The organism is Microcoleus sp. Z1_A1 (assembly GCF_036700305.1).
Taxonomy (GTDB): Bacteria; Cyanobacteriota; Cyanobacteriia; order Cyanobacteriales; family Microcoleaceae; genus Microcoleus.
Genome location: NZ_JAUBOR010000003.1, coordinates 41,465 through 63,875, shown reverse-complemented (window position 1 = coordinate 63,875; position 22,411 = coordinate 41,465). Strand labels below are relative to the sequence as shown.

General features: G+C 46.2%; 18 protein-coding genes and 1 tRNA gene. 9 read left to right on the top strand and 10 right to left on the bottom strand.

All coding sequences use genetic code 11. The features are described from left to right. Positions 1-159 precede the first annotated feature (159 nt). Both QT973_RS02695 and queC read left to right on the top strand, forming a co-directional pair. On the top strand, positions 160-1,500 hold the full coding sequence (locus tag QT973_RS02695) for a cytosine deaminase (RefSeq protein ID WP_333270015.1): 1,341 nt from the start codon (positions 160-162) through the stop codon (positions 1,498-1,500). Positions 1,501-1,743: 243 nt separating this feature from the next. Beyond that, positions 1,744-2,418 (top strand): 7-cyano-7-deazaguanine synthase QueC, encoded by a 675-nt coding sequence (gene queC, locus QT973_RS02690; RefSeq protein ID WP_333270012.1) that lies wholly within the window; start codon positions 1,744-1,746, stop codon positions 2,416-2,418. A 386-nt stretch (positions 2,419-2,804) separates the two neighbouring features. Here the strand turns inward: queC and QT973_RS02685 are convergent, their stop codons facing one another. Together QT973_RS02685 and QT973_RS02680 are read right to left on the bottom strand one after the other, a co-directional pair. Beyond that, positions 2,805-3,134 (bottom strand): tetratricopeptide repeat protein, encoded by a 330-nt coding sequence (locus QT973_RS02685; RefSeq protein ID WP_333208794.1) that lies wholly within the window; start codon positions 3,132-3,134, stop codon positions 2,805-2,807. Positions 3,135-3,169: 35 nt separating this feature from the next. Beyond that, complete coding sequence (locus QT973_RS02680; RefSeq protein WP_333147054.1) at positions 3,170-3,499, bottom strand: tetratricopeptide repeat protein; 330 nt, start codon at positions 3,497-3,499, stop codon at positions 3,170-3,172. 164 nt (positions 3,500-3,663) lie between these two features. Here QT973_RS02680 and QT973_RS02675 point away from each other — a divergent pair, with 164 nt between their 5' ends. Further along, positions 3,664-4,278 carry a hypothetical protein gene (locus QT973_RS02675; protein WP_333312486.1) on the top strand — a complete coding sequence of 205 codons (615 nt, stop codon included), beginning with the start codon at positions 3,664-3,666 and terminating at the stop codon, positions 4,276-4,278. Positions 4,279-4,285: 7 nt separating this feature from the next. Here the strand turns inward: QT973_RS02675 and QT973_RS02670 are convergent, their stop codons facing one another. Both QT973_RS02670 and QT973_RS02665 read right to left on the bottom strand, forming a co-directional pair. Beyond that, complete coding sequence (locus QT973_RS02670; RefSeq protein WP_333390526.1) at positions 4,286-5,764, bottom strand: hemolysin family protein; 1,479 nt, start codon at positions 5,762-5,764, stop codon at positions 4,286-4,288. Between the two features lie 68 nt (positions 5,765-5,832). Continuing rightward, the gene (locus QT973_RS02665; RefSeq protein WP_333055025.1) at positions 5,833-6,522 is read right to left on the bottom strand and encodes a hypothetical protein; all 690 of its coding nucleotides are present in this window, start codon (positions 6,520-6,522) and stop codon (positions 5,833-5,835) included. 185 nt (positions 6,523-6,707) lie between these two features. Here QT973_RS02665 and QT973_RS02660 point away from each other — a divergent pair. Continuing rightward, positions 6,708-6,780, top strand: a tRNA-Ile gene (locus tag QT973_RS02660). Between the two features lie 262 nt (positions 6,781-7,042). Here QT973_RS02660 and pyrR read toward each other — a convergent pair. From pyrR to QT973_RS02640, 4 genes are all read right to left on the bottom strand, one after another. Further along, complete coding sequence (gene pyrR, locus QT973_RS02655; protein ID WP_333055026.1) at positions 7,043-7,576, bottom strand: bifunctional pyr operon transcriptional regulator/uracil phosphoribosyltransferase PyrR; 534 nt, start codon at positions 7,574-7,576, stop codon at positions 7,043-7,045. Positions 7,577-7,988: 412 nt separating this feature from the next. After that, positions 7,989-9,068, bottom strand: a complete 1,080-nt coding sequence (cbiB, locus tag QT973_RS02650; RefSeq protein WP_333055097.1) for an adenosylcobinamide-phosphate synthase CbiB — start codon at positions 9,066-9,068, stop codon at positions 7,989-7,991. Between the two features lie 344 nt (positions 9,069-9,412). Then, positions 9,413-9,814 carry a GFA family protein gene (locus QT973_RS02645; RefSeq protein WP_333055028.1) on the bottom strand — a complete coding sequence of 134 codons (402 nt, stop codon included), beginning with the start codon at positions 9,812-9,814 and terminating at the stop codon, positions 9,413-9,415. A gap of 37 nt (positions 9,815-9,851) precedes the next feature. Next, on the bottom strand, positions 9,852-10,295 hold the full coding sequence (locus QT973_RS02640) for an RrF2 family transcriptional regulator (RefSeq protein ID WP_333055030.1): 444 nt from the start codon (positions 10,293-10,295) through the stop codon (positions 9,852-9,854). Positions 10,296-10,560: 265 nt separating this feature from the next. On the opposite strand from QT973_RS02640, the gene QT973_RS02635 reads away from it, so the two are divergent. The 3 genes from QT973_RS02635 (at position 10,561) to QT973_RS02625 (ending at position 15,291) form a co-directional block, all read left to right on the top strand. Further along, entirely contained in the window at positions 10,561-10,950 is a 390-nt protein-coding gene (locus QT973_RS02635) for an AbrB family transcriptional regulator (protein WP_015179394.1), read from the top strand. Positions 10,951-11,058: 108 nt separating this feature from the next. Beyond that, positions 11,059-11,283 carry a hypothetical protein gene (locus QT973_RS02630; protein ID WP_333055032.1) on the top strand — a complete coding sequence of 75 codons (225 nt, stop codon included), beginning with the start codon at positions 11,059-11,061 and terminating at the stop codon, positions 11,281-11,283. Between the two features lie 423 nt (positions 11,284-11,706). Continuing rightward, positions 11,707-15,291, top strand: a complete 3,585-nt coding sequence (locus QT973_RS02625; RefSeq protein ID WP_333270003.1) for a PAS domain S-box protein — start codon at positions 11,707-11,709, stop codon at positions 15,289-15,291. A gap of 283 nt (positions 15,292-15,574) precedes the next feature. On the opposite strand, the gene QT973_RS02620 is transcribed toward QT973_RS02625, so the two are convergent. Beyond that, positions 15,575-16,678: a site-2 protease family protein gene (locus QT973_RS02620; RefSeq protein ID WP_333208807.1), complete on the bottom strand. Its 1,104-nt coding sequence runs from the start codon at positions 16,676-16,678 to the stop codon at positions 15,575-15,577. Between the two features lie 1,269 nt (positions 16,679-17,947). On the opposite strand from QT973_RS02620, the gene ggt reads away from it, so the two are divergent. After that, on the top strand, positions 17,948-19,675 hold the full coding sequence (gene ggt / locus QT973_RS02615; protein WP_333055038.1) for a gamma-glutamyltransferase: 1,728 nt from the start codon (positions 17,948-17,950) through the stop codon (positions 19,673-19,675). 527 nt (positions 19,676-20,202) lie between these two features. Beyond that, positions 20,203-21,084 carry a choice-of-anchor L family PEP-CTERM protein gene (locus tag QT973_RS02610; RefSeq protein ID WP_333055039.1) on the top strand — a complete coding sequence of 294 codons (882 nt, stop codon included), beginning with the start codon at positions 20,203-20,205 and terminating at the stop codon, positions 21,082-21,084. A 508-nt stretch (positions 21,085-21,592) separates the two neighbouring features. Here QT973_RS02610 and QT973_RS02605 read toward each other — a convergent pair. After that, a partial coding sequence (locus QT973_RS02605; protein WP_333390522.1) for a pentapeptide repeat-containing protein occupies positions 21,593-22,411 on the bottom strand: 819 nt, incomplete at its 5' end.

Sequence of the window (22,411 nt, the reverse complement as noted above, 5' to 3'; positions counted from 1 at the left end):
CCCGATTAAGCGGCGCTGTACAATTTTATGTCTAAATGGTTAGACTGAGAAGGTAGCATTTGTTACCTATAAGACAACCGACGCTCAACAGACAATGATTGTCGGTAGCGTTTTTGCGGTTGGGCTAAATTCTTACAAAAATACTAACTCACAAAATTAATGTTGCCAAGTACATCTAATTATTTGCTCAAAAATGGTCGCGTACCCACGTCTCTTCTAGAGATGAAATCGATCGCCCCGTCAGCTTCTACTGTCGCCACAACGGGGAGTGAGAACAATTTTTGTTTGGTGGATTTGGAAATTGCAGCAGGGACGATCGCCCAAATTATCCCAGTAGGTAGAAAACCTGTATCCTCCTCTGGAGATATCCCAGTTGTAGATTTGCACCGCGGCTTAGTTTGGCCTTGTTTTGTGGATATGCACACCCATTTAGACAAAGGCCACATTTGGGAACGATCGCCCAATCCCGATGGAACTTTTGCCAGCGCGATCGAAGCGGTAGGCGCTGACGCTCAAAAAAACTGGAATGCAGACGATGTTTACCGGCGAATGGAGTTCGGCCTCAAATGCAGCTACGCCCACGGAACCAAGGCTATCCGCACTCACATTGACAGCGCGGGCAAACAGGGAACCGTTAGTTGGGGAGTATTTGAAGCGCTGCAAGCCGAATGGGGCGATCGGCTGATCTTGCAAGCAGTTTCCCTGGTTTCCCTCGACTATTTCCTGACACCAGCCGGCGAAAAATTAGCCGATCGCATGGCCCAAACCGGCGGCATTCTCGGCGGAGTCGCCTATATCAACCCCGACTTAGACAAACAACTCGATCGAGTTTTTGCCTTAGCCAAAGAACGAAATTTAAACCTCGACTTCCACACCGACGAAAACGACGATCCAGATTCAGTAACACTGCGGGAAGTCGCAAAAACCGCCATCCGCCATCAATTTTCCGGTCAAATCATCTGCGGACACTGCTGTAGTTTAGCTGTACAACCGCCAGATTTAGTAACAGAAACTATCGCATTAGTCAAGGAAGCAAATATTGGCATTGTCAGCTTGCCGATGTGCAACCTTTACCTGCAAGACCGAGAATCTCAGCGTACACCTCGCTGGCGAGGAGTGACACTGCTGCACGAACTCAAAGCAGCCGGAATTCCCGTTGCAGTTGCTAGCGACAATTGTCGCGATCCGTTTTACGGATTTGGCGATCATGATGTTTTGGAAGTCTTTAATATGGCAGTCCGCATCGCTCATTTAGATAGGCCCTATGGAGACTGGCCCTGTACAGTGACAAAGACTCCTGCAGATTTAATGGGATTGCCGAAGTTAGGACGAATTGCAGTTGGTTTACCAGCAGATTTGATTTTGTTTAAGGCGCGGAATTTCAGCGAATTGTTATCTAGAGCGCAGGGCGATCGTACAGTCTTGCGGCAGGGTAAAGAAATTGATACAACTTTGCCCGATTACCGGGAACTCGATGATTTATTAGCAACTGAAATCTGACATTTTGTACGAATATCAAGAACAGGCTCTCCGGCCTGTTCCACAAAAGATGAATTTTCTTTCTACTCGTTACTAGGCAGAGCCGGGAAAGCAGTTAATTGAGTTTTGTGGAACGGGCCGGAGAGCCCGTTCTTGACAATCGTGTAATATGTAGGTTTCAAAAATCATTTAGCCTTGGTATATTGTCAATTTGCAACTATTTTGATATAAATATAAAAGCTAATTCGAGTGAGGATGTTTTAAGTGAAAGCAGTTATTTTATTGTCGGGAGGGCTAGATTCCTCAACAGTTTTGTATCAAGCCAAAGCCGACGGCTGCGAGTGTTATGCTATTTCCTTTGACTACAAGCAAAGACATCGGCGGGAGTTGGAATCAGCAAGGGCGATCGCACTTTCGGCAGCGGTTAAGGCACATCAGATAGTAAACTTTGACTTAACACTGTGGGGCGGTTCCGCTTTGACGGATAATGAGATGGAATTGCCTCGCGATCGCACTCTTGGAGAAATGTCTCAAAACATCCCCACTACCTACGTTCCAGCTAGAAATACGATCTTTCTCAGTTTTGCCCTCGCCTACGCAGAAACTCTACAAGCCGATCGTATTTACATCGGCGTCAACGCTTTAGATTATTCCGGCTATCCCGACTGCCGCCTCGATTACATTCAAGCCATGCAGGAAGTATTTCGGTTAGGAACAAAGCAGGGAAGAGAAGGAGAAGCTATTAATATTGTAACACCTTTGATCGAACTTAAAAAAACCGAAATTATTCAATTAGGCAACAAATTAGGAGTACCTTGGGAGCAAACTTGGTCTTGCTATGCAGGCGGGGAAAATGCCTGTGGCGTTTGCGATTCTTGTCGGTTGCGGCTGGCTGCTTTTGAGGAATTGGGATTGAAAGATCCGGTGCCTTACGCTTAAAGATGACTTACGCACGACGGCCCAGAAACCGGGTTTTTTCGAGTCTCTTCGCTTCGCCCGCCGAAACGGTAAAAAACCCGGTTTCTAAGCATCGCAGCGGGTGGTCAATCGATTTGAGATTTTAGATTTTAGATTTTAGATTGACCCCACGGATAAATGCGGGGGCTTGAGGATTTTAGATTTTCGATTTTGGATTGATTCCACGGATAAATCCGGGGGCTTGTACCATCAAGAAATTCCTGGTCAGAAACCGGGTTTTTTCGCAAGAATATGTTACAGATGGCAGAAACTGCCAAAGACCCGGTTTCTTGGGTTTTGATGGGTAAGTCGTGCATGACTAAAATTTTTAAAATTGATTCTTAGTTAGTTTTGAATCATCCGAGTGCTTATTTACCTTCCGGCTCATCCTCAACTTCCAGTTGACTCTCGTCTTCCTGTCCGAACGTAATTTCATTTTGCAGCGAATTCAATGGGACTAAAAGCATATCAGCTATTTGCGATTGTCCTCTAGCCCTGTAGATATCTATCGCTTTCTGAAAATCTTCTACTCCCCCCTGTTTTTCTCCAATTACAGCTCGCATACGAGCACGGATAATATAAGCTTCTACAAAATCCGGATTAAGATTAATTGCTTTAGTAAAAGCTTCAGCAGCTTCCTTATACTGTCCTTTGCGACCGAGGTCAAATCCTTGTTCATAAAGTTCTTTAGCTTCCATCGCATTCCTTAATTTATTTTGAATCAGTAGGCTGCTTATTTGTCTTCCGGCTCATCCTCAACTTCCGGTTGACCCTGGTCTTCCTGTTCATCCTTAATTTCATTTTGCAGCGTATTCAATGGGACTAAAAGCTGATCAGCTATGTCTGATCGTCCTCTAGCCCTGTAGATATCCATAGCTTTCTGAAAATCTTTAACTCCCCCATGTTGGTCTCCAGTTCCAGTCCGAGCATAAGCACGGTAAATATAAGCTTCTACAAAATCAGGATTGAGATTAATTGCTTGAGTAAAAGCTTCAACTGCTTCCTTATACTGTCCTTTGCGACCGAGGTCAAATCCTTGTTGATAAAGTTCTTGAGCTTTCATGGCATTCTTTAATTTCTGCTGTTCATCTCGCTTGCATAAAGGATCGAGTCTATTTACTTGACCTGATGAATCAATTATAAAGCACCCTGGTTGTTCCTGAGCATTCGCTAGAGTCTGAAAAAGAGGTAGACTAATTATTGATTGTTTTTTACAAGCTAAAAATTATGTCTATTGAAGAGCGCCGAGGTATTGAAACAATTGACAGAAACCAAAATCTACTTCTCGTTCGCGCTCCTATTGAGTCAGTGGCGCAAAAGCTTAGTAGGGCGAGACGCGCGGATGTCTGGGAACGGGATATCTACGATCGCGAAATCGAAATTACCGCCGAAAGCTATATTGTATTTCAGTTCCGAGGACACCCTTGGACGATCGTTGAGCAACTGAATCATCATCCCGGTTCCCTTGTATTTGGAGAAGGAGATGCGATCACTCTTTCCAGCTTCCCATCCACTCGCGCCATCTACTACAAATGCAGCGACACTTGCGGTTACATTGGTTATAACTGCTACGACAGAGGTGCATTTGCGGAGATGCTGTACTTTGAGGAAGAAATGGATCTCCTATTCCTCTCTGACTTTCGTGAGGTTAAAGCTGAGGACATTGACAGTGCCTTTCGCTTTACTTACGCTTTTATGGAGGAGCAAGATATCTACATTCCCTTCGTATATTACGAAAATGTGAGGGCTGGCGATCGCGTTAATTTACGCCCCAAAGGCCCAACGTTAGATGATTTAGTACGCAGCGACTTCGAGCGAGTAGATTATGTAGGTATTCGCTAAAATATTCTCAACTAGAAAATTTCGCCACACTACTCACCCCGCTATTCTTTCGCCCTTTCCCCACAACTTCCTCATCCGCTGCTGCAATTCCATCTAAAGTTCGATCGCCCGCAGCCCCTTCCAACAAGTGAATTTGAAGTTGATCCAACCGCGGCCCGGACACAGAAACAACCGTAAGTTCAACATTTTCGCCCCGCCAAACTTCCCCAGCAGCCGGCATTCTTTGCAACTGATAACTCAGAAAACCTCCAATTGTCTGATATTCGTCAGTTACTGGCAAATCCAAATTCAATATTTGATTCACATCATCTAAATTTAACTGCGCTTGCACTAAATAAGTGCGATCGTCCAATACTTGCAAAGCAATTTCTTTATTGTCGGGCGACTGGTAAGTGCGGCCGATAATTTCGGCAATCAAATCCCTCAGTGTTACTAAACCGGAAATGCCGCCAAATTCATCAACTACGATCGCAATTTCTTCCGACGAACTCTGCATCAAAGGCAGCAGTTCCCCCAGCAGCATCATCTCCGGCACAAACCTCACCGAACCCATCCAAGTTACAATTGGCGTGTCGGGAGATAGCAAACCTTCAGCTAGAGGTTTCGCAAGTTGTTTGAACCCAATAATGCCGATAATGTCGTCTAAAGAATCTCCCGTCACGGGATAGCGGGAATGGTTAGAAATCGCCATTTCGTCGAGCAAAGTTTGAAAGGTTGCCGTCTTGGGAAGTGCGACAATGTTAGGCCTCGGCACCATTACTTCTTCTACCCAAACTTCGCCAAATTCAAACACGTTGTTGAGCAATTCTCGCTTTTCTGCTTCCAAGCCGCTGGATTCGCTGGAAGTAGCTATAATTAATTGCAGTTCTTCGGGAGTAACCGGCCGATGTCTTAGATCGTATTCGATGCCCGCAAACCGCAAAAGCGATCGAGTAGATTGATTGAGAAACGACACAAAGGGCTTGAACACACGGGCAATCAATAAACTCGGAGGCCCTAAACTTCTGGCTAGCTGTTCGGAATGCAGCAACGCTACAGATTTGGGAAAGAGTTCGCCCAGTACGATTTGCAGGTAAGCTAGCAACAAAAAAGTTACTATTGGTATGCTAAAAGAATGGGCGATCGCCGACTTGATGTAAATTGGCAGTGGCAAATAGCCGATCGACATTCGGACTAGCACGGCGATCGTACTTTCCCCAATCCAGCCGAGAGCTAAACTAGAAAGAGTGATTCCCAACTGCATTGTCGAAAGCAATCGCTCAATACTTTGCTGCAAAGATTGCACCGTTTGAGCTGCCACGTCGCCGGCATCCACTAACTGATTGATGCGCGATCGGCGTACCGTCACCATCGAAAACTCAGCCGCCACAAAAAAAGCATTAATCGCAATCAGCAACAGCACTGACAGCAACCGCGACAGCACCTCTGTCAAACTCATCGCGGGTAAATCAGATATCTCCTGCACTCTCGCCCCTAAAAGTGACACAATGCTCCCTAAAAAAACTTTCTCGATCAAACCTGAGAATCAGTCTGCAGGTTTGGTCTTCTTTTATATTACTTCGCCACTGGAATGCCAGATATTTGCAACTGAAGTTTTTGACCTGGATAATCTGTCAGCGTCAACGAAACTTCCTTAGCATTTTCTAGCAAAGCTGTGGGAATACTCACCGTACCGTAAAACACCTGCCCGTTGGGGGGGAGTTCCGACGGCAAATCCTCGGCAGTCGCGCTCAGGGCCCGGCCACGATCGTCAGTGACGTTCAAGAAACTGTAGAGAAACCTCACAGCTTGGGAGCCTTCATTTTTCATGCTCACGTCTAGCAGCATGGAATTGTTGCGCTGACTGGACGCGCTTACCTCCAAGGTTATTCCCCCGTCGCGACTGTTCAGGGGAAACTTGGCGCTGGCATTTTGTGCCGCCGGTTTTTTGGCCGCGGCTGCTTTAGAGCTTGCCTTCTCTGTTTTAGTATTTGCCCCGGCCGTTTTTTCGGGATCGCGACCTTCTACCCGTGCTTTGACGGTTGTGAGAATGTCTTTTTCTTTCAAAATGCTCACTTGGTCTTTGCTAGCGGTCTTTCCAGGCTTGCCGCTGCCAGCATTGTTGCTGGGACGAACATCGGGTTGAGTCGTTCCTTGCAAGGCTTCGCGACCTATAGTAAATCCCCAAACAGAACTCGTCACGCCTGCTCCAAACATGAGAGCGAGCAGAATTAGAGTCAGCACTACCGTCGAATTCACTGCCATTGCCTATAAGTTTATGCCGAGTCCTAGAAACTGCTTTGTCCGGTCGATCGGCTTGCCTAAGATTGGCTAACAGGCGATCGGGACTCAGCCGCTCTAAAGATTTTGATTTTTGTTCTCTAGTTCTAGCACGGACTGAGAAATTATGTTATAATTCATTTTGAGTTAGGTCGAAGAAATCGATTTAACGGCAGTTGGCCGAGCGGTTTAGGCAGCGAACTCATAATTCGCCCCAGGCAGGTTCAACTCCTGCACTGCCGATTTTTAATAACTTAGGACGCTCAGCGCCCGAAAAACCCCGTTTCTTCCTAGAGGATTGCTTACCCAAAAGCCCCTATTCTGGTAGAAACCGGGTTTTTTACGTTGTCAGCGGGCGGAAACGAAGTATTTTGCTCGGTGATGGACGCAAAAAGTGGCTTGACGCGCTACTTACAGCGCACCCTAAGTAGTTTATTTAGCTGGACATTGTTTAACAGTCATTTGTGCCCAATCTAAAATCTAAAATCTAAAATCTAAAATCGTATTATCCCTTAATTAACTCCACTCCGTCGCGCCCGTCGATATCTTGAACGTAAACCTTAACTTGTTCTTCCTTTGCAGTCGGCAACTTTTTACCCGTAAAATCCGGCTGAATCGGTACTTCTCGGTGGCCGCGATCGACTAATACCGCTAACCAAATTTTCTCCGGCCGCCCGTAATCGTTTACCGCATTCAAAGCCGCTCGACTCGTTCTGCCTTTATATATAACGTCATCTACCAACACCACGGTTTTGCCCGTCAAATCGAAAGGAATTTCTGTTTTAGCCGGTGTCCGCATCGCAACTCGATCCAAGTCATCTCGATAAAAGGTAATATCCAAAGCGCCCACGGATACTTTGACTTGTTCGAGGACTTCAATTTGATCTGCCAAAATTTGAGCTAAAGGCACTCCTCTACTATGAATGCCCAACAGCACTAACTCCGAGGGATTCCCTGATTTTTCGACAATCTGGGAAGCGACGCGGGTGAGAGTGCGCCTCACTTCATCAGGGGATAAAATTTGGATAATTTTAGTCATGGGTTGCTGCGAGCTAATTGTTGGCTGTTGGCATATCGAACAATTTGAGATTTGAGATTTGAGATTTGAGATTGACTTGACAGATGAATCTGGGGGTTTGAACTAAGGTCAATCGATTTTAGATTTTAGATTTTAGATTTTAGATTTTAGCATTGACTTGCGCGAGATAAATACGTTCGGCAAGTTTCTCGGATACAGGTTTTTTATTTCTGGACGGATGAATCACGTGGCGGGTATCCTCGATGCTTTCGGTCAAAACTTTTTTTGCTTCTGTCGGTGGCTTATATCTGTCTTCTGCTGGGCTTACCCAGAACGGATGAAAAGCAGATGCTGCGATTGCAATGCTTGGAGCGCGAACAATGACAGAAATACGTTATTTATGTCTCCTGGACTGTGCGGGTGAGGTCATCAGTTAGCGACTCAAACATAATAAGGTATAAAAAAGCAATGATAGTCCCAACCAAATCAGAAAGCAATACCGAGTTAATTGCAATGCTTGGCAAATTAGCGGCGCTGCGATCGGGTGAACCGGCTCGCCTAACAGCGCTTTGTGTTTGAGAACTCCGCGATAGGAATTAGTACCTCCTAGTTGCACTCCCAAGATGGCGGCGTAAACGCACTCGCTCCAACCGGAATTCGGGCTGGCATCTTTAACAGCATCTCTCTGACAAATTTGCCAAATGTAAATCGGTTTGCCCGATATAACGGCTAAAGTAATCACTGTTAGCCGGCAAGGAATCCACGTCAGCACGTCTTCTAGTTTGGCGCTAAACCATCCTAAATCAGTGTATGGCGCTTCTTTGTAGCCGATCGTAGAATCTAATGTGCTGGCTGCTTTGTAAGCGATCGCCAAGGGGACTATAGCACTCGCCCACATCGAGTTAGGATCGATCGGCGCACCGGTAACACTTAATAATAGATGTGGCAGAGCGAACCCAAGTAAGGCATAAAATAGCGGTGCTGTCACGCCATCGACTGCATTCTCTGTTACAGTTTCTAACAATGCTCGCAGAATTTCTGGCTCGGATAAGTTTTCGGTATCCCGGCCGACGTAAAGGCTCAACCTTTCTCGCGCCTTGACTAAATCTCCAACATTTAAAGGTGCTAGCACATCCTCTGCTGCCGCCCTCAAACTGCGACCTGCAAAACAGCTTGCCAGCAAAATGGTCTGTATGGCAATACCTAAAAGAGGATGCACCCAACTAGCAGCTTGGACGATCGACCAACTGACAGTATAACTGCCTACAATCAGCCCGATCGCTAGTATTGTACCAGCACCTCGCAGCAGCAGTTTGTGCTGCTCGCCAGCGGGACTATCCCCGGCTTCAGGCATTTTGCCTGCGGGATTATTCCATATATTAAAGACAAGTCGAGTATAACGGTCGATCGCCCAACCCATCGCCTGCACGGGATGCGGCCAACCCCAAGGATCGCCGATCGAATAATCCAACACCGCAGCTAAAATTAAAACAGGAAATTCATCCGGCATCATTATATATTGTGTCAAACTTGATAGTCCGTCAATCCATTTTAGATTTTAGATTTTAGATTTTAGATTTTAGAATTGAAGAAAGCGACTCCACCGATAGATCCGGGGACTGGCGATGGGGAGCGAGGATCTTTTTTCTCGCTCCACGGATGAATCCGGGGACTCGAAGCATCTTCCTTCATTGTCACAGCAGGAGTTATCGCCCCAGAGAGCAGATTTTAACTCCTGCTACCCTTGCGGACTTTGATTTTTTGAGGGGCGATTTTATAGTAGAAGAAAGAAGGAAGAAGCAATAAAGGCAAGGGTTTGAGCAATTCAAAACCTCATCATCATCAGGCGTGGTTGCTCTAACTGCTGAGATTACTGTAGTCGCCCAGCAAGTGTACGTTCTCCTCCCAATTAACACCGTCAAACGGTAGAATCTCAAAGTGTTTGATGGCATCGTCGTCAAGACAGCGGACGTTGACATCGAAATGATCGGGATGCGATCGGGGGCGATAGAACGAGTGAATGCCGCAAATTCGGCAGAAAGTATGTTGAGCAGTTCCTGTATTAAATGTATAGGTTGTCAAAACATCTTCGCCACTGAGCAAGGTAAAACGTTCCGGCGGCACAATGAGATGCAAAAATCCCTTCTTTTGACAGATAGAGCAGTTGCAATCAGATGCTTCGTGTTTGTCAACGGCGACACGGAAGCGGACAGCACCGCAGTGACAGCCGCCAAAATAGGTAACAAGTGTTGCGTCCATGTGTGCAAGCTTGCGATCGAATGAATGAACTTACCATTTAAATGATAAAGCTAGTTTCTTCCCCAAGAGCCGCTTGCCAACTGCGGACATCATAGTATAAGTCTTCGAGGGAAATACTGTACAGCGCTTCGGCAAGTTTTTTGTGCAATCGGTTCCACAAACTGAATGTTACCCAGTCCTCTGCTTGCGTCGCGTCGGGAAAATGTCGAGGTAAAGGTTCAATAGTTTCACCTACAGCCTCTAAGATTTGTCCTAAAGAGATTTGAGCGGGCATACGGGCTAATTGATATCCACCTTGGGCACCCCGAACAGATTGGACTAAACCGGCTCGTCGCATTTCAATCAGCAATTTTTCTAGATAAGGAGCCGGTAACTCCTGTCGCTTCGCTATCGATTTCACCGATGTCGGGCCGAAGCGAGGTTGCAAACTTAGATCCAGTAATGCTTTGACACTGTAGTGTCCGCGTGTGGTTAACTTCATGGGATTTTAAGAGCGGGGCAAATATTCAGCTAGCTGATAGGTGATAGCTTATGCTACCGAGTTTAGAGATTGCTCGCACCTGCTGCTGCTACTCCTCAAGAAAGACTGCAGGTTGTTAAAAATATTTAGATAATAGTGGTTAACAATTGAGCCGATCGGTGTAATATAGTTTTACGACCAGCTATAAAGCTAAAGTTTCTTGGTCAAACCAAAAACCTACCGAGAAAAAATCCGTACACCAGTTGAATATTTCAGGACTCAGTAAATGGCTAAAAAGAAAAATATCGAACCCCTTGAAGGCGAAGATCTGATCAAAAAGGTCAAAGACCTAGAGAACCTTACCAAGGAAGAAAAAGCTAGAGCCTGTGGCTACTACACCGTTACTAAGAACGGCGTAGAACGGGTCAACATGATGAAATTCCTGAATGCGCTGATTGATGCAGAAGGCATTCAGCTAGACGGGAAGCAAAACGGCAATGGACGCGGCGGACGCTCTGCCAGCTATCGGATTAGCGTTCAATCTAACGGCAACTTACTGATTGGAGCTGCCTACACCAAACAGATGGAACTCCAGCCAGGAGATGAATTTGAAATCTCTCTGGGACGCAAGCACATTCACCTGCGCCAAATCGATCGCGAAGAAGAAGAATCCTAGGCTTTTACGACTTGCTTTGACTTCTTGCTTGAACAGGTTGGTTTGACTTCAAGCATTGACTGCGAGCAGAGAATTGGCTCTGAAATCTTTCTGCGAGCCTAAAACACTATGGCTTCTATAGATGGCAATGGCTCGACAAAAGCCACTGCCACCACTTTATATTTTGCGAGAATACCTATTCTCGCCCCTCGCTATATCCGTTTGGACAAGCGGGGGATTTTCCGCGTAGCTGTTGAAGAGAAGTTCGGCAACGGATTGTGTAGCGGATGTAACGGATGTAACGGATGGATGTTCGGCAACGGATTGTGTACGGGATTTAACGGATGTAATTGATGAACCGAAGAGGTTTGAAGGAAGAATTAGGTTTGGTTGAGCTCGGAAACTCACCAAAGCAAGAAAATGGCGGAGGTATTCTCAGCTAACAGTGCATCATAACCAGTGGAAAAAAAGAGTGCAACTGTAGCGAAGCTCGAAAGCACGAGCTCCCTCATCCATCCCTAATTATTTAATCTAAAATCTAAAATCTAAAATCTAAAATTGTATAAGTCTCGTGCTTGCTCCTGAGTTGTGTCTGTGTGGGAGGGGTTTTGAGGGGAAGGAAACACCTCGATCGCCCGTAAGTGAAATTACAGGCTGGAACAGTTAAAGTGTTAGGGAGCAATTAGTCACCAGCCTATGCCGTTGCCCCGATTCGCGAGCAAAACTTCTCAACACCAAATAAAAATCCCCCTGCGTCACCTTCTAGTGGCCTCTTTTGTGCTGCAAATCGTCGCAGCCGTTGGGATTGTCGGGTATCTGTCCTTTCGCAACGGAGACAAAGCAGTCGAAGAGCTCGCCGAGAAATTGATCGCGGAGACGGGAAAGAGAGTTGAAGAAAAGCTGATTTCTTTTCTCGAACCTACCCAGTGGGTAAATCAACTTAACGCCTCGGCGATCGAGCGCGGTGAATTAAACTTACAGTTAGAAAAGCCCCAGCCTCGGGGAGAGAAGTTCCTCTGGCAGCAAATGCGATCTTTTAAAAGCATTCAATGGATTTCCTTCGGTGCTGAAAAATCAGGAGAATATCTCGGCATTTGGCGCAACCCCACTGATCGCAGCTTGCAAATTGTCGCGGCGAACAAGTCTACCAACTTTCAGAACATATACTACGCTACAGACGGCAACGGCACTCGCACCGCTAAATTAAAGGCAGAACCCGGAACCTACGATGCCCGTCTCCGCCCCTGGTACAAAGAAGCTGTCGCAGCTAATAAACCGATTTGGACGAGTATTTATCGAGGTTTTACTCCTGGGACTGTTTTTATTGCTGCCAGCCAACCAATTCGCGATCGAAATGGTAAATTGCTGGGAGTTTGTGCCGTAGACTTTTCGCTCTCGGAGCTTCAGCAATATCTCCATCGCATCAAGCTTAGCAAAACGGGACAAATTTTCGCGATCGAACGATCGGGCTTGCTGATTGCCAGTTCAAGTCAAGAATCACCCTTTAGAAAGATGTCGGGAAACCCGCAACTGCAGCGGCTGAATGTTTTAGACAGCCAAACTCCTATCATTCGCACCGCAGCTAAATATTTGTACGAACACTTCGGGGGCTTTGGCGACATTAAGCAGCGACAGCAATTGCAATTTAGCCGAGACGGGCAGGAATATTTTGTGGAAGTGCTGCCGTTTTCTGATGTTTACGGTTTGAACTGGCTGATTGCGATCGCAGTGCCCGAATCCGATTTCATGGGGCAAATTAACAAAAATACGCGCACTACAATTTTACTTTGTTGGGCGGCGCTACTGCTATCGACAATTGCTGGAGTGCTGACAGCTAGGTGGGTAACGCTGCCGCTGTTGCGGCTCAATGAAGCAGCTAAAGATATTGCCGCCAGAGAGTTCGATCGCGCTGTGGCTGTCAGTAGGCTTGAGGAAGTCGGCGAATTAGCCCAGTCTTTCAACGAGATGGCTGCTCAACTGAAAAAGTCTTTTCAAGCTTTGGCAGAAAGTGAAGAAAAATTTGCCCAACTGGTAGAAAATTTGCCTGTTGGAGTCTCGGCGATGACTCCGGGTGGCGCAGTTATTTTCATGAATTCGGCGGGTGAGCAGATATTGGGTAGGGGAGAAATGCCCGATGCTACCGCAACAGAGCTAGCAGAAGCTTATCAAACTTATATAACAGGAACCGATCAACTTTACCCGGCAGATCAAATGCCGTTTGCACGGGCGTTGAGTGGCTTCGAGGTGATTGCTGAAGATATGGATATTCGCCTGGATGGGAAAAATATTCGTTTGGAAGTGCGAGCGCTGCCGGTGTTTGACGGTGGGGGGAATATCCTTTATGTTCTTAATGTTTTTAAAGATATTACGGCTCGCAAACACGCAGAGCAAATATTGGCTGACTACAACCGTACCCTGGAAATTGAAGTAGTCGATCGCACGATCGAGCTAGCCTCGATCAATGCCCGCTTGCAGCTCGAAATTGAGGAGCGCCAGCAAGCTGAAAAAATTATCCGTCAAGAGCGCGACTTTAACTTAAAGATTATCGAAAATTCTCCGATTTTTTTTGTGGCGATCGACTCTGAGGGTAAAATCCTGCTGGCGAATAACTGTATGCTGGAAGCGGTGGGCTATACTGCCACAGAAGTTGCAGGCAAAGATTACTTAGCGACATTTGTACCCCCAAGCGATCGAGCCGGATTGCATTCGATTTTTACGGGCGTAACAGCGCGGGAGCAAACGGTTAACGAACATCGCATTCTCACTTCGGACGATCGGACTTTGTTAGTGGAGTGGCACGGCACACCGGTGCTCGACGAAGGTGGCAACCTGGATTTCTTGTTTGGATTTGGGATTGATATTGGCGATCGCAAACAAGCACAATTAGCCCTGCAAAAAAGCGAAGCTCTGTTTCACAAATTAGCGAACACTGTTCCGGGAGAACTTTACATATTCGTGCAGCATCCCGACGGATCAGTCAAGATGGAATATATCAGTCCTCGATGCCGAGAGATTCAAGAATTAGAGCCGGAGGAAATCCAGAACAACTCTGCTTTACTCTACGAACAAATGCACCCGGACGATCGATCCAGTCACTTCGAGGCAATTGTCAAAAGTGCCACTGTTCTAGAACTATTTTCCCACGAGTGGCGGATTGTGACAGCATCGGGAAAACTCAAATGGCTGCAAGGTTATTCTCGACCAGAATTGCGCGAAAATGGAGATATTGTCTGGCACGGCATAATTATTGATACGAGCGATCGCAAACAAGCAGAACAAGAACTTCAACAAGCCAAAGAAGCCGCAGAAGCTGCCAACAAAACTAAAAGCCTCTTTCTCGCCAACATGAGCCACGAATTGCGAACCCCCCTCAACGCCATTCTCGGCTTCGCTCAATTAATGGAACCCAGCACTAATTTAACTTTGCCGGAAAAAGAAAATATCAAAATTATTCGCCGCAGCGGAGAACACCTGCTCCAAGTGATCAATCAAGTCTTAGACTTATCTAAAATAGAAGCTGGCCGCATGACACTCAACGCCAAAACTTTTGACTTGTACCGCTTGCTGGGGGACGTGAAAAATATGTTTCAAATTCCGGCAAAAAATAAAGGATTGCAATTAATTATTGACTGCTCTTCCGATGTTCCCCAATACGTGCAAACTGATGATGTTAAGTTGCGACAAGTGCTAATTAACTTATTAGATAATGCGGTTAAATTTACCCCTTCCGGTTCAGTTTCAGTTACTGTGGAGCCGAATAAAAAACAAATAATTAAGCCTATATTGAACGAAGCTTTTGATTTTGTGGAAACTCAAAAGACAGTCATTATTTCCTTTGCCATAGCAGATACAGGAGTTGGTATTTTCCCGGACAAATTAGAAAGCATATTTGAATTATTGGTGCAAACTGCATCTGAAAAAAAAGTTCAAACAGGTACGGGTTTAGGATTAAATATCAGCCGCGAGTTCATAAGATTAATGGGGGGCGACATTACCGTCGAGAGCGAAGTGGGACAAGGGACTGTCTTCAAGTTTGATATTCAAGTTGTTACCGCAACGGGTGCTGGTGAAGTCATCAATAAATATGTTGAAGTCAAGGATTTATCGCCGAGTTCAAGTATGGTACAAGAAAAAATATCTGATAGTGCTGCAATATTTACGCTGGACTCCAAGCCGAAAGTTTCCCCAGAATGGGCGAGAACTCTAAAACAGGCAGTCCGTGAGGCTGACTTCGATTTGATTGCCACAACTATTGAGGAAATCGGCAGCGATAATGATGTTTTTGCGGAAGTTCTGAGGAATCATCTATATAATTTTGATTATCAAAAAATACTAGATTTGATGGCTGAAATTGAGCGATAGGGGGCTGAGCTTTCGAGTGCGCCGAAGCCCACCTTATCTATAAAGTAGCTGTTCTGCATAGATGCTCCCCGAACAGTTATTTTAGCTGCTGCCACAAGAGTCATGAGATGGCATAAGGTGTTCGTTCAGACTCTCAATACACTATGATAATCATGTTTGATTTACTGCTAATAATTGAGTGGTTGACTTGACTTTTTTGAAGCTAAAGTTAACCCCCCCGATCGCCCTTTTGGTAAGGGTAAATCGAGGGGGTTAACTCTTATTTGTCAAGTATCTGAGGATATCAAGCAGGGTTCGCTTCGGCTCGTCTTTGTAACAGGCGGGCAATTTCAGCTTTTTCTACAAGTCCTACTAGGACACCGTTTTCGCGAATGACGGGGAGTTCTTGTACTTTGAGTTGTTCCAGAAGGGTGACGACTTCAAGGAGGGATAATTCTGGTTTGACTGTGGTGGAAAATTCGATCGGCTTCAGGAGTTCTTTGACTAAAACTTCGGGCCAGCGTCCGGTAGGAATGGTTTTGAGGTCATCAAGGTCGATCGCCCCTACCAATTGTCCGGCATCATCTGTTGCCAGGAACCTGCGCCAGGTTTGAGCGCTACCGATAACGTAGTTGTTGGCAAATTCTCTGAGGGACAAGTCTTGGGAGACGATCGGACTTTCGGGGGTAACAGCATCTGCGGCTGTCAGGCCTGCCAGTTGATTTTGGACTGTGGCATATTGGGCCGATTGACCGGCATTTTGCAGTAAGAACCAACCGATTACTAAATTCCAAATATTGCCGAACACGCCTGTAGCAATGGCAATCCAACCAATTATTTGACCGACGCGGCTAGCAAAAATTACACCTTTGTAAGGGTTGCCAGTAATTTTCCAGACAATTGCTTTGAGGATGTTGCCACCGTCGAGGGGCAAACCGGGAATTAAGTTAAATAAGGCTAGAACTAAGTTGATGGAAGCTAAAAGTCCCACGATGGCTGCTGCGGGGCCTGTGAGTCCAGCACCGATGCCTATGGCTGTTAACAAACCGGATAAAAATAAGCTAACCAACGGGCCTGCAATGGCTACCCAAAATGCTTCGGCTGGGGTTTTGGATTCTCTTTCTAAATTAGCCAGTCCGCCAAACAGAAATAGCGAAATCGATTTCACGCCAATTCCCTGTTTAATGGCTACCCAACTGTGTCCTAATTCGTGGGCTAAGACGGAAGCAAATAACAGTAACGCTGTGAATAATCCCAGCATCCAGGGCGCTACGGGGCCCAATGTGGGAAACAGGGCAGCTAATGCGCCGCCGTACTGCCAGGTTACTAAACCCAGAACTAAAAACCAAGATGCGTTGACAAAGAAGGGAATCCCAAACAGGTTGCCGACGCGAAATGTACCGTTCATAATGGCTACCTCTGATTTTACGAAGGAGAGGTTTTTCTCTCTGTCTCCTTATCGTAACGAAACGTAACGGCGATGTTAATGCTTCCATTAGGGTGTTATCCGTCTGTGGAGGTTCGGTTTGCGGAATCATCATTGGCAAATGCGGTTGAGTCCGCCTGGGGTTAAAAATCCCTGTCTGAAAGCGGAAGTCCTCGCTATGAGGGCTGATGAGGATATTTTCTTTTATTTTCTGTTTGAGTTTTGAGTCGGTTTTAACTCAATAAGCTGTGGAGCATTTAAACCACTAACGAGTTTGTATGGTGCGTCAGGAGTGAACACTTACGCTTACAAGGGAAACACTTCTGTACGCTGGGCACCCTACTATCGTCTTTTAAATGCCGAACAGCTTACGCTTGGGTTAAAACTGTTTATTCCGGGCGAGATCCTCCTCGCATCCCCCTTGCTAATCAGGGTGAATTAATTTTCGGAAAAATCAACTAAGCTGATTGGAGTAATTGCTGACGTTACCTGAAGGATTGAACTGGTTTATCTCGGCACTGAAAACCGAAAAGCAACTCACTGATATTTTCAAGTTGGTTAGCCATCAATCTTAAAGCGCAGGGGTTGAGTATTCGTACTACTCATCCGATCTTTCGGGAGCATCTTAATATTTGTAAAAACACTTCTTCTGGCTCCTTCCTTCTGACTTTTTCCTCCTGCCCCGCAGCAAGATGGCCTCAAAACTCTAATTTATAGCTAGTCTGCTTTCATTGAGATGCTCCCTTGTCACCCTCCGCGATCGCAGAGCGTTATTATAACTTGATGAGGGAAAAGATCCCAAATGGCTTCTATAAATTGTACTTGACCACGAATTTCTTCATGTGGTACCCGCCACGTGATTTATCCGTGGAATCAATCCAAAATCGAAAATCCTCAAGCCCCCGCATTTATCTGGCGCAAGTCAATTCTTTAATCTAAAATCTAAAATCTAAAATCTAAAATCGATTGACTTTAGGGGCAAGATATAAAGGAGCATCCTGTCAATAGCGGTTCTTGTGAACCCATTTGAGATATTTATGGCGATCGACAGACAACGGGCGATCGACTCGCACCCTCCAAGATGTCAAATGGGTTCTATACCAAATTAGATGAGCTTACCGGGCTTATTGTACCATATTCATTTGTTTAGATGGATGTGTTACTTTACTTGGAAATGGAAAAAGCCGTCGTAAAAGGACGGGGTTTTAAACCCAATCTTCTGATAAAAAACCCTCGCCTCACCCGTAAAAAATGTTGCAAAATTTATTGATTAAAGTACGAATTTATACTTGTTGCCTAACAGTCTTGGTGTTGGGTGGCTGCCAGCAACAGCTACAGCCAACCTTGCAGCAGCAGCGCAGCAAACAGGGGATGGCAGTTTCCGCTCACCCTCTGGCGAGCGCTGCGGGGCTGGCCCTGCTGCAACAGGGCGGTAATGCAGTGGATGCGGCGGCTGCTACTGCTTTGGCGATTTCGGTGGTGGAGCCTTTTTCGGCGGGTATCGGCGGCGGGGGTTTTTTGCTCCTGCGGCGGGCCGAAACGGGGACTGTGCAAGCGCTGGATTTCCGGGAACGAGCTCCGCAACGGGCGGCGCGGGATATGTACCTCGACAAGCAAGGGAAGGTGCGCCAAAGGGCAAGTCTGGACGGGCATTTGGCGGCGGGTATTCCGGGCACTGTTGCTGGACTTTATACGGTGCACCGCGAGTATGGTAAGTTGCCTTGGGCACAGGTGGTGGCGCCGGCGATCGCCCTGGCTGAAAAAGGCTTTCCGGTAAGTTCGCGGTTTACCACGGCTACCGGGCGACGACAGGAGGTGCTCAAAAAAAACCGGGCGGCGCGGGAGATTTTTACTCGTGGTGGCATTTTATACCAGCCGGGTGAGCTTTTGGTGCAGCGGGATTTGGCGCGGACTTTGCGGCAGATTGCACAAAATCCCCAGAGTTTTTATACCGGGGACATTGCGCGGGCGATCGCCGCCGACATGGCTAAAAATGGCGGCATTATCACTCTCGAAGATTTGAAAAACTATACGCCGATTTGGCGAAATCCGGTTTGTGGCAACTTTCGCAGTTACGAAATTTGCGCGATGTCGCCTCCTTCTTCCGGCGGCGTTCATTTGTTGCAAATCTTAAATATTCTGGGAGATACGGATCTCAAGAGGTTGGGAAGGCAAAGTCCAGATACTTTGCACTTGCTGGCGGAGAGTATGAGGATTGCTTATGCCGATCGGGCTGAGTATTTGGGCGACCCGGATTTTGTGAGTGTACCAGTCAAAGCTCTAACTAGCACCAATTATGCCAAATTGAGACGATCGCAAATCCAAATGTCAAAAGCCAGACCCTCCAGCGAGGTAAAAGCTGTTGACGCTGAAACTTTGAACCGTCTCCTGTGGGAGTCTCCCGAAACTACCCACCTCACGGTAGTTGACAAAGAGCGCAATGTGGTATCTTTGACGTTTACAGTGAATGGCGGTTTTGGGGCTGGAGTCGTGGCTGCAGGTACGGGAATTTTGCTCAACAACGAGATGGATGATTTTGCAGCGGCGCCAGGAGTGCCGAATTTGTTTGGTTTGGTGGGCGGGGAGGCAAATTCGATCGCCCCTGGGAAAACTCCTTTATCCAGCATGACGCCGGTCATCGTGACAGAAAATGGCAAATTTCGCCTCGCTGCGGGGGCTCCCGGAGGCAGCACGATTATTACTACGGTGTTGCAAATTGTGCTGAATGTGTTGGTTTACGACATGAATGTTGGTGAGGCTGTATCCGCACCGAGGATTCACCATCAGTGGCTGCCCGATCGCCTGATGGTGGAACGGGGAGGTTTTGAGGCTGCGACGCTTTCGGAGTTGCGGCGGCGGGGACACCAGATTGTCGAAGGTGATGGCTGGGGCAATGCCAATGCGATCGTCCTGACTGCGGATGGTTGGTTGGAAGGGGCTGCCGATCGGCGCGGCGAAGGAGAAGCAAGGGGATTTTAGTCAACAGTCAGTCGATTAGAGATTTTAGACTTCGACGCGCCGTCGAGTCGCACTCAGTCGAAGGATTTTAGATTTACTCCAGAGATCAATCTGGGATATTGAACTAGGGTCAAAAATTTTGATCTCTCTACGACAGGAATCGGGGGCTTGTATGGTTTTTTTGGGCGAGGTCATCTTTCATGAGTCATGAGTCCTTAGCTATTAGTCATCTTTCATGAGTCATGAGTCCTTAGCTATTAGTCATGAGTCATTTTGGAGAGTCCCAACGGTATCAAAACCAGGTTTTTTGGGTTGCCAGTGCGTAAGGGATAAAATTATTAGTCTGTGTACTTGTATTTTTGCCTCCGTATTTTTGCGCTGAGGTTTATAGGCTGACAAACTGCCAATAACTACAAAAAAAAATAACCACACAAAGCGTAAATCTACTTATATGTAAAGTTATTGTAAAGCTACTAGACATTAATAGTTATATAATGTAAAAATTAAGGTGTGCAGAGAATCAGGTTTGTATCTTTTAGGAAAAATTTATGATAATTACTCACAAAAATGCTGCCTTAACAGCTACATTAACTACTGCTCTGAGTTTGTTGGCAGCGCCAGCCATGGCATTTTCGGTAGGGGCAACGAATAACACTGAGACTTTGAAAAATAATTTATTGGGAGCTAATACAGTCGGCTTGAGTAATTTTTCTGTTTCAATTACGGGTAATTCTGCTGCTTTTGGTACTTTCACTAATGACCCCTTCGGTTTGACATCAGGAGTTGTTCTGAGCACTGGTAGAGTCACCGATATACCGGGTCAGAATCGGAAAGATAACTTCACGACAGAGGACAGCGATTTAAGCACGGATTTTGGTGCTAAGGGTGAACAAGGGGATACGACTCAGCTAAACCTCAGCTTTTTTGCTAATAGCACTGTTCAAAAGTTATTCTTTCAATATGTATTTGCTTCTGAGGAGTTTCCTGAGTTCGGCGGTTCTAATAAATATAATGACAATTTTGAACTGCTGCTGAACGGCACTAATTTGGCAAAATTGAGCGACGGAAAAACTGTTACGATTAATAATCTTGTTCCCGATCCATATAATCGCTCTAAAGATCACCCCGACTATATTGACAACCCAAGTTGGACAGGTATTGCTGCTAACATCGTTAAGCTCGACGGTTTTACTAAAGTTTTAGGTTTTGAGGGTTTGCTCAAGCAAAATCAGACGAATGTTCTCAGCATCCGCATTAAAGATGTGGGCGATGGCTATTTAGATTCTGCTGTATTTATTAAAGGCGGTTCTCTGGAGACGGTTCAACCTGAGCCGGTTCCCGAACCGATGACTGTGGGGGGTTTGATGGCGGGAGGCGCTATGCTGGCTGCTGGACGAAAGTTACGCAATCGCCGTGGTGGAAGTAATTAATAAGGGAAGGAAGTTCGGCAACGGATTATGTAACGGATGTAACGGATATAACGGATGTAAAGGATAGAAGGAAGAAGGAAAAAGGAAGAAGGGAGAAGGAAGAAGGAAGAAGGGAGAAGGAAAAAACAGAACAAGAACCATTTGGGCGGTTGCTGTAATATGAATCTCGATTAGCCGTGTGGGAGACAGAAAGGGGGTTTGATGAACGAACAAATCTCGTTGCAGTTGTTGAACCGGGTAAAAAAACTCGGTTTGTGCGATCGCGATCGCGTAATATCATGTCAAGTAATTTAAGCATTATGGGTACGCAGCGAGGAATGCAAGTCCTCATAGAATTCTGACGACGAACCGCCTCACTACGAACCAATTTTCTTGCGGTTGTTCTAGCGGACAGTATATAAGTTTTTATCCCAAATTCGCAAAGGGCGGATTTTTTTGTATTTGGAGTTGCAGCAAATATTGCGGGTAAAACCCGCGTCTACCACCACTGACTAAAAACTAAATATATTTAGCTATGAACAGTACCGTCGGGTAAGATTGTACCTGTTAATGTAGTCCGGGTAAGTTTGACCATAACTCGATCGCCGTAACCAATTTTCGCTCCTGTCAAGTCAGCACCGCTCAAGTCAGCACCGCTCAAATCGGCTCCGATTAAGTTGGTTTCTCTCAAGTTGGCATTGATCAAACAAGCTCCTAACAAATTAGCCCTGAACAAGTTAGCTTGGTGCAAATTCGCGCCTGTGAGATTGACGTTGTGTAGAAAAGCATCACTTAAGTCGGCTTCACTCAGGTTTGCATTGCTCAAGTTTCTCCCTGAAAAATCCTTTTCTTTTAAGGAAGCTCCTTTGAAGTTGGAACCGCTCAAATCGGGAGCTTGGGGCCCCGCTTGGCGGTAAGACTGAGATGGCGGGGGCTGCGATTGGTAGCGGGAGGCCTCTGAATAGGGCCCTGCAGGGTTTCCCCCATAGTTTCCCGCATAATTTCCAGGATATTTCCCTGAAGAGGGTTCAGAAGAGTAGCGGGGTTCTTTTGGGGTGGCTGGTGGTGGCTGAGTGTTTTGCTGCTGGGTGTTTGGATACTGAGTATTTCTGTACTGAGTGTTTTGGTACTGAGTATTGGGTTGCTGAGCGTTTTGGTACTGAGTGTTTTGTTGCTGAGTGTTTCTGTACTGAGCGTTTTGTTGCTGGGTAGTTTGTTGCTGAGTGTTTCTGTACTGAGCGTTTTGTTGCTGGGTAGTTTGTTGCTGAGTATTTCTGTACTGAGCGTTTTGTTGCTGGGTAGTTTGTTGCTGAGTGTTTCTGTACTGAGCGTTTTGTTGCTGGGTAGT

Excerpts from the sequence above, each read along its gene's own strand:
- QT973_RS02645 (WP_333055028.1), bottom strand. The coding sequence starts at position 9,814 with ATGGACGCAACACTTGTTACCTATTTTGGCGGCTGTCACTGCGGTGCT.
- QT973_RS02695 (WP_333270015.1), top strand. The coding sequence starts at position 160 with ATGTTGCCAAGTACATCTAATTATTTGCTCAAAAATGGTCGCGTACCC.
- QT973_RS02665 (WP_333055025.1), bottom strand. The coding sequence starts at position 6,522 with ATGGCAGTGAATTCGACGGTAGTGCTGACTCTAATTCTGCTCGCTCTC.
- QT973_RS02635 (WP_015179394.1), top strand. The coding sequence starts at position 10,561 with ATGGCTAAAAAGAAAAATATCGAACCCCTTGAAGGCGAAGATCTGATC.
- QT973_RS02620 (WP_333208807.1), bottom strand. The coding sequence starts at position 16,678 with ATGAACGGTACATTTCGCGTCGGCAACCTGTTTGGGATTCCCTTCTTT.
- ggt (WP_333055038.1), top strand. The coding sequence starts at position 17,948 with ATGTTGCAAAATTTATTGATTAAAGTACGAATTTATACTTGTTGCCTA.
- QT973_RS02685 (WP_333208794.1), bottom strand. The coding sequence starts at position 3,134 with ATGGAAGCTAAAGAACTTTATGAACAAGGATTTGACCTCGGTCGCAAA.
- pyrR (WP_333055026.1), bottom strand. The coding sequence starts at position 7,576 with ATGACTAAAATTATCCAAATTTTATCCCCTGATGAAGTGAGGCGCACT.
- QT973_RS02610 (WP_333055039.1), top strand. The coding sequence starts at position 20,203 with ATGATAATTACTCACAAAAATGCTGCCTTAACAGCTACATTAACTACT.
- cbiB (WP_333055097.1), bottom strand. The coding sequence starts at position 9,068 with ATGATGCCGGATGAATTTCCTGTTTTAATTTTAGCTGCGGTGTTGGAT.
- QT973_RS02675 (WP_333312486.1), top strand. The coding sequence starts at position 3,664 with ATGTCTATTGAAGAGCGCCGAGGTATTGAAACAATTGACAGAAACCAA.
- QT973_RS02630 (WP_333055032.1), top strand. The coding sequence starts at position 11,059 with ATGGCTTCTATAGATGGCAATGGCTCGACAAAAGCCACTGCCACCACT.
- QT973_RS02640 (WP_333055030.1), bottom strand. The coding sequence starts at position 10,295 with ATGAAGTTAACCACACGCGGACACTACAGTGTCAAAGCATTACTGGAT.
- QT973_RS02680 (WP_333147054.1), bottom strand. The coding sequence starts at position 3,499 with ATGAAAGCTCAAGAACTTTATCAACAAGGATTTGACCTCGGTCGCAAA.